Source organism: Streptomyces sp. NPDC006265, from assembly GCF_040613555.1.
Classification (GTDB): domain Bacteria; phylum Actinomycetota; class Actinomycetes; order Streptomycetales; family Streptomycetaceae; genus Streptomyces.
Window position 1 is genome coordinate 1 of record NZ_JBEXSH010000535.1, and the last position, 6,264, is coordinate 6,264.

The 6,264-nt window shown below is 71.3% G+C and carries 5 protein-coding genes and 2 pseudogenes; 3 read left to right on the top strand and 4 right to left on the bottom strand.

The window, feature by feature from the left end; all coding sequences use genetic code 11:
- Positions 1-763 (bottom strand): annotated as a pseudogene (locus ABZ281_RS33005) (phosphatase); the annotation flags it as partial.
- Positions 764-1,267: 504 nt separating this feature from the next.
- Here ABZ281_RS33005 and ABZ281_RS33010 point away from each other — a divergent pair.
- Together ABZ281_RS33010 and ABZ281_RS33015 are read left to right on the top strand one after the other, a co-directional pair.
- Entirely contained in the window at positions 1,268-1,933 is a 666-nt protein-coding gene (locus ABZ281_RS33010; RefSeq protein ID WP_356661497.1) for a bifunctional DNA primase/polymerase, read from the top strand.
- Between the two features lie 55 nt (positions 1,934-1,988).
- Entirely contained in the window at positions 1,989-2,687 is a 699-nt protein-coding gene (locus tag ABZ281_RS33015; RefSeq protein ID WP_356661499.1) for a hypothetical protein, read from the top strand.
- A 231-nt stretch (positions 2,688-2,918) separates the two neighbouring features.
- Here the strand turns inward: ABZ281_RS33015 and ABZ281_RS33020 are convergent, their stop codons facing one another.
- The 3 genes from ABZ281_RS33020 to ABZ281_RS33030 all read right to left on the bottom strand — a co-directional run bounded on the left by ABZ281_RS33020 (position 2,919) and on the right by ABZ281_RS33030 (position 5,733).
- Complete coding sequence (locus ABZ281_RS33020) at positions 2,919-3,908, bottom strand: DUF5926 family protein (RefSeq protein WP_356661501.1); 990 nt, start codon at positions 3,906-3,908, stop codon at positions 2,919-2,921.
- A 189-nt stretch (positions 3,909-4,097) separates the two neighbouring features.
- A complete protein-coding gene (locus ABZ281_RS33025) occupies positions 4,098-4,736 on the bottom strand; it encodes an ATP-binding protein (protein ID WP_356661503.1) in 639 nt (212 codons plus the stop codon).
- A gap of 169 nt (positions 4,737-4,905) precedes the next feature.
- A complete protein-coding gene (locus ABZ281_RS33030) occupies positions 4,906-5,733 on the bottom strand; it encodes a glycerophosphodiester phosphodiesterase (RefSeq protein ID WP_356661505.1) in 828 nt (275 codons plus the stop codon).
- A gap of 288 nt (positions 5,734-6,021) precedes the next feature.
- On the opposite strand from ABZ281_RS33030, the pseudogene ABZ281_RS33035 reads away from it, so the two are divergent.
- Positions 6,022-6,264 (top strand): annotated as a pseudogene (locus ABZ281_RS33035) (protease); the annotation flags it as partial.

Here is a 6,264-nt window from a genome sequence, read left to right on the forward strand (position 1 = left end):
GTCGGATTCTCCGGGTGGCTGACCAACGCCGGCCGGGTGACCGGCCTGCTGGCCGGGTAGCGGGCTCGTCGTAGAGCCACACGGCGGCGCCGAGGCGGCCCGCGGTGTCGGTGGTCAGGGGGAGGGCGTAGCTGGCGGCGTAGCCGAGGCGGGCCGCGACCTCGCGGTGGCGGGGGTCGAGCCCCTCCACGGCGAACAGGTCCGGTTCGGCGATGCCGCCCTCACCGACGGTCAGCCCATCGAGGATCCGGCCGTAGGACAGGGCGCTGCGCGGCACCGTCTCGATGTGGCCGAGGTCGGCGCGGGCGAGACCCAGGCCGAGGGTGGTGTCCGGGCCGAGTCCGTCGCCGGGTTCCATGACGACGAGGCCGCGTCGGGCGCCCACGAGGGCGGCACCGGCCCGCAGCAGTTCCTGGAGCGCCTCGTCGAGCGTGGCCGTGCGGGCCAGGCGTTCGGTGAGTTCGTGCAGGGTGGTGAGGTCGGAGACCCAGCCGGCGAGACGGTCCTGGAGCACCGCACCGGGAGGGGACGGGGGAGGTACGGGGGCGGCCGGGGGCGAACCCGCCGCCACGGGCGCGACAGTGTGTGCGGGTGCCGGAACCGTTGAATCGATTCCAGCCACTTTCGGAGGGTGCGGAGCGTTCATGGCGTCCGGCCTTCCAACCGGTACGTACTGCTCAAAAGCATCGCAAACCCCCATGTCATTCTGCGTCGCTAGCAGTGTCTCCACATGTACACGCACTCGTGAGGAGATGTCCAGCATTGTCCTGTCGGGATTCCTGGTGTCCGTGAGGTGCGAGGGAACAACTCCCCTTCCTCTTGCGGAAATGCAAAGTTGGCTTAAAACTGCCTTAGGGGACGGCTTATTGCGGTCGACTGGGCTTGCTCGACGGAGCGTCACAACGGTCGTGATGGGTACGTACTCGGTAAAGGCCAGGGGTGGTTGGGAACCACCCGGAACCTGGTGACGGAACCGGGCGTCCTATGCACCGACGACCGTGCCCCATCCTCCCGTGGCGGAGGCGGAGAGAAATACGCGCGACGGCAAACGCCATACTTCGCCACCCCTACGCCACGCCCGTGCTTTCGACAGACGCAGTATGGGCGGGACGGCCGCGGAGGCAGCCCAGAGTTCGACCCACAGGGGTTCCCCTTGCTTCAGGCAGGGGTGTGATGCGCCAACAGGTACGCACAGTGAAGTGATCGACACATGATGTGATGTGGACCACGGTGTTGCCAGGCGTGCAACGGAAAGGAACGAGCGCTCATGCGCGAGATCCTCGGAAAGCGACGCAGGCTCTTGTCCCGGCGCAGCGACGGGAAGCCTGAGCTGATCGGCGCGGCCCTGACCTACGCGACGCAGTGGCAGTGGCCCGTACTCCCGGGCGTGGCGGCGGACCCGCAGGGGCACTCCCGCTGCAGCTGCCCCGACCCCGACTGCACGGTGCCCGGCGCGCACCCCTTCGACCCCGGCCTCCTCGCGGCCACCACCGACGGACGCATGGTGCGCTGGTGGTGGGGCAACCGGCCGACGGCGCCGATCGTCCTGGCCACCGGCGGCCACGCCCCCTGCGCGGTGTCCCTGCCGGCCCTGCCGGCCGCCCGCGCCCTCAAGGCGCTCGACCAGATGGGCATGCGGCTCGGCCCGGTCGTCGCCTCCCCCGCCCGCTGGGCGATCCTCGTCAAGCCGTACTCCATGGAGCAGCTCGGCGAGCTGCTCTACGCCAAGGACTTCGTGCCCGGCTCCCTCCGCTTCCACAGCGAGGGCGGCTACCTGGCCCTGCCCCCGTCCCAGACCGGTCAGGGCGAGATCCGCTGGGAGCGTGCGCCGCTGCCCGGCTCGGCCTCGCCGTGGGTGCCCGATGTCGAGGCCGTGGTGGACGCCGTGGTCGAAGCCCTCACTCGTACGGGTGTGAGCGCGCCCGAGTTCTAGGGCTGTCGGGCGCGCCGGGCCCCGCGTCCGCCCCGGCGCGTTAAGTTCCGGAACCATGCGGCGACACGCCCGGGGCCGCTCCCGGGACTCCCGAAAGACCAGACTCCTCGCCCTCGCGGGCGTCGTGGCGGCCTGTGCGATCGCACTGCCGCTGGCGGTGGCGTCTGCGGGGCCCGTCGGGTCCGCGGGTTCCAAGGGTGCGGTGGGTTCCCAAGGTGCCCTGGGTTCCAAGGGGGCTGTGGGTTCCCAAGGTGCCGTGGGTTCCAAGGGGGCCGTGGGTTCGATGGGTGCCGGCGCCCGCTCGTCCGGTTCCGGTGCCCTACGGCCTTTCTCGCGCGCCGACGACAAGGCGCTCGGGGCCTCGGCGCCCTCCGCCGTCGCCGGTCTCCCGGCGCTCGGCCAGGGGCTGCCGACCGCCGTGCGCTGCGGCCCCGAACTCTCCTCCCCCGACGGCATCGAGGCGCAGACCTGTGTGGTGACGCAGGGTGCGCAGACCTGGGCGCGGACCTACTACCGCAATGCGACGGGCGAGGCGCTGGACGCCGTACTGAGCCTGATGGGTCCCGACCGGAACGTGCGGATGACGTGCGCCGTGGAGGCGGAGGACGAGCCGGGGACGTGTGAGACGCCCCGGGAGCCCGCACGTGGGAATCCGTCGGCGTACACGGCCGTCGCGGAGTTCGCCGAGCGGGGCGGGCTGGGGCCGCTACTGCTGCGCTCGGGGAGCAACTTGCCTGCGGTAAAGGGCAGTTGACGAGCGGCTGCGTTCGGTGAACGGAAGCGGAGACGCAAAGACCCGGTTGCTGGCGACGGGGGATGCACCAGCAACCGGGCTACAGGAACGGTAACAAGAGATCGGCGGTTCGCAAATTCGAACTCGCCTTTCCAGTCACCGACTGGCTTGTCCCCGACGGGAGTTGTGATCCGTCGAGGGCGCGACACCCCGGCCGTCCGGGGTCCGGACGACCGGGTGCCGGGGCGCGCGTCAGCTGAGAGTGACCTGCCGGTTGGTGAGGCCGCCGCGGGCGCGGCGCTCGTCCGCGCTGAGCGGCGCGTCCGTCGCGAGGGCGGCGGCGAGACGCTCGGCGAACTCCGCCGCCGGCTTCTCGACGTCCTCGGCCGTGACCCCGCTGGGCAGGTCCCACACCGGCACCGTGAGTCCGTGAGCGCGGAAGGAGCCCACCAGGCGGGTGCCCTCACCGAGGCTGGAGCGGCCCGCGGCGTGCAGCCGCGCGAGCGCGTCCAGAAGCAGCTCCTCGGCGTGCGGCATGACCCACCGCAGATGGTTCTTCTCCGGCGTCTCGCACCAGTACGCGGCGTCCACGCCCTGGAGCTTGACGGTCGGGATGGCCGCGGCGTTGGCCCGCTCCAGGGAAGCGGTCACGTCGGGCGTGGCGTTGTCCGGATCCGGCACCCAGAACTCGAAGCCGCTGTGCACTTCTGGCTCGAACGCGCCCTCGGGGTCGAGAAGGTCCTGCAGCCGCGGGCTGTCGGCCGGGGCGCGGCGGCCCTGGACGGGCGTGCCGGGCTCGGCTTCCAGGGCGCGCTGGAGGGTGTCGGCGAGGTCGCGGCTGATGTCGCCGGACGAGGTGTCGTTCTGCAGGCCGATCAGGACCGAGCCGTCGTCGCGGCGCAGCGCCGGCCAGGCCATGGGAAGAACCGTGGCCAGGGTGACCGCCGGGACGTCCTCGGGCAGGCCGTCCTTGAGGGTCAGCTCGACCGTGGCGGCCGGGACCAGCTCGCGCAGGGCCACCCAGTCGCACTCGCCGGGCAGGCCCTCGAAGGGGCGGTGCACCAGCTCGGTCGCGGCGTGCGAGGCGGCCCGGCCGTGGCAGGCCTTGTAGCGGCGGCCGCTGCCGCAGGGGCAGGGCTCACGAGCGCCGACGACCGGAACGTCTCCATCGGCACCTGCGGTGCTGGCTCCGCCCATGGTCTGCGGGCGCTTGGCCTTCGTCTGGGGTCGCTTCTTGGCCATCGATGGGTCTCCCGGTTACGGCTCGTCTCGTACGGTCGCGAGCCTAGCCGTTCGTGCCCGGGGTGGCGGCTTCCTGTGGACAACACCCGGTCCAGCGCGGCGTACGCGCTCAGTTGCTGCCGTCGCCGACCCCTGTCGTGCTCAGCCTCTGTCGTGCTCAGCCTCTGTAGCGCTCAGCCTCTGTAGCGCTCAGTCCACGTCCTCGAAGGCGTCCGCGAAGTCGAGCCCGGGTATACGGGAGACCGCGGGGGCGATGACGCGCGTGGCGAAGTCGTCGCGGCGGTGGCCCGCGTCCGGGTCGTGGACGTCGTCGTGGACGATGACCCACACGGTGACCTCACCGCGGATGTCGTCCCGCACGCCCCAGTCGTCGGCGAGCGCGGTGATGATGTTCAGCCCGCGGCCGCCGTGCGCCGTGACCGACGGGGTCGCGGGGGCGGGGCGGGTCGGGCCGCCGCCGTCCGTGACCTCGACGACGAGTCGGCCGGCCGGCTCCACGCGCCACGCGGCACGGACGTCACCGTCGCCGGCCAGTGCGTCGCCCAAGGGCCTGCCGTGCTTGCACGCGTTGCTCAAGAGCTCGGACAGGATCAGTACGGCGTCGTCGATGACCGATTCCGCGACTCCACCTCTGCGCAGCTGCGCACGCATCCGGTGCCTCGCTTCCCCCACGCCCGCAGGGCCATGGGGTACGGCCATGCTCGACGACGTGGGCACCTCCTGTGCCACCACCAACGCCACCCCCGAGACCTCCTTCGCCCCACGCCACGGTGTGGATGCCCCATTGGCCTGTACCGGAAACCGGCCAATCCACGTCCGGTGACGCATTCACCATGAGCGAATACGGAACGAACGCGCCGGAGCACTTCCTGTCATCGCATGGCCGGAAATCATCGGTGTGGCCGAGATGGGAGGATCTCGCCCGCCGATGCATGGGGTCAAGAGGTGTGCGTGGTTCTGGTGTGACTTGAGAGGTTGGCGGCGCCGGTGTCGGTCGTCAGCGGCCGAGTTGGTCCAGCACCGCGCGCGGGCGGTTGGTGATGATGGCGTCGACGCCCAGCCCGACGCAGTGGTCCACGTCTGCGGGCTCGTTCACGGTCCACACGTGCACCTGGTGGCCGGCCTGCTTCAGGCGCTCGATGTACGCCGGATGGTTGCGCACGATCCGGATGGAGGGGCCGGCGATCCGCACCCCCGGGGGCAGCCGTCCGTCGCGGAGCCGGGGGGAGAGGAACTGCGTCAGATGGACCGTCGGGAGGGTGGGCGAGGCGGCGCGCACGCGGTGCAGTGAGCGGGCGGAGAAGCTCATGACCCGCACCTGCGACTCCTCCGCGCAGGCCGGCGCGTCGAGGCCGAACCGCTTCAGCAGGGCCAGCAGCCGGTCCTCGACCTGGCCCGCCCAGCGCGTGGGGTGTTTGGTCTCGATGGCCAGTTCCACACGGCGCCCGGCGTCGGCGACGAGTTCCAGCAGCCGTTCCAGGGTGAGGACGGAGGTCGCCTCGCGGTCCTCCGGGCGATGCTCCCAGTCGGGTTCCTCGTCGCGTCCCTTCCAGGCCTCGCCCGTCTTCCAGGAGCCGAAGTCCAGGGCGGCGAGGTCGGCGAGCTCCAGCGCGGAGACCGCGCCGCGGCCGTTGGACGTACGGTTGATCCGGCGGTCGTGTACGCACACCAGGTGGCCGTCGGCGGTGAGGCGCACATCGCATTCGAGGGCGTCCGCGCCGTCCTCGATCGCCTTGGTGTAGGCGGCCAGGGTGTGTTCCGGGGCGTCCTCGGAGGCTCCGCGGTGGGCGACGACTTGAATCACATGCTGTCGTGCGTGGGTCACCGCGTCATGGTGCCACCGAGTGCGGGTACGCGTCCGGTCGGACGGACTCGACGGATGGACAGGTCCGGACGGAGGCATTGGGATTGCATCCTTTTCGCCTGTAATGACCTATATAAAGAATGGCCTCGGATGCACAGGCACCGCTTATGGTGCTCTGACGGCCTGTGGGAAAAGCTGACGGCATACAAAGGGACAAGCACAGCTGCAGCGCGCCGGATCCGTCGACCGGTGTGGGAAAGCGTGACCGAGTGCGACCCGGAGAACAGCCGTGGATCTAGGAGAGAAGCTGTGAGCACCGAGAACGAGGGCACCGCGGTACCCCCCGCCCCGTCCGCACCCCCCGTGCCGGTGGACGCTCCCGCTGCTCCGGCGCCCCAGGCACAGGCCCCCCAGGGGCCGTACGGGCAGGACGCCCACGGGCAGGCCCCCCAGGGCCCCCAGGGGCAGGGCGCCTCCGGCGACGCCGGCCACCACGCCGGCGCCTCCTCGTCCGCCCCCGACCCGTCCTGGCCCCCGCCCCCGCCACCGACC

What these genes read in the sequence shown, in the direction of transcription:
- ABZ281_RS33010 (WP_356661497.1), top strand. Translation starts at nt 1,268, where the DNA reads ATGCGCGAGATCCTCGGAAAGCGACGCAGGCTCTTGTCCCGGCGCAGC.
- ABZ281_RS33015 (WP_356661499.1), top strand. Translation starts at nt 1,989, where the DNA reads ATGCGGCGACACGCCCGGGGCCGCTCCCGGGACTCCCGAAAGACCAGA.
- ABZ281_RS33020 (WP_356661501.1), bottom strand. Translation starts at nt 3,908, where the DNA reads ATGGCCAAGAAGCGACCCCAGACGAAGGCCAAGCGCCCGCAGACCATG.
- ABZ281_RS33025 (WP_356661503.1), bottom strand. Translation starts at nt 4,736, where the DNA reads ATGCGTCACCGGACGTGGATTGGCCGGTTTCCGGTACAGGCCAATGGG.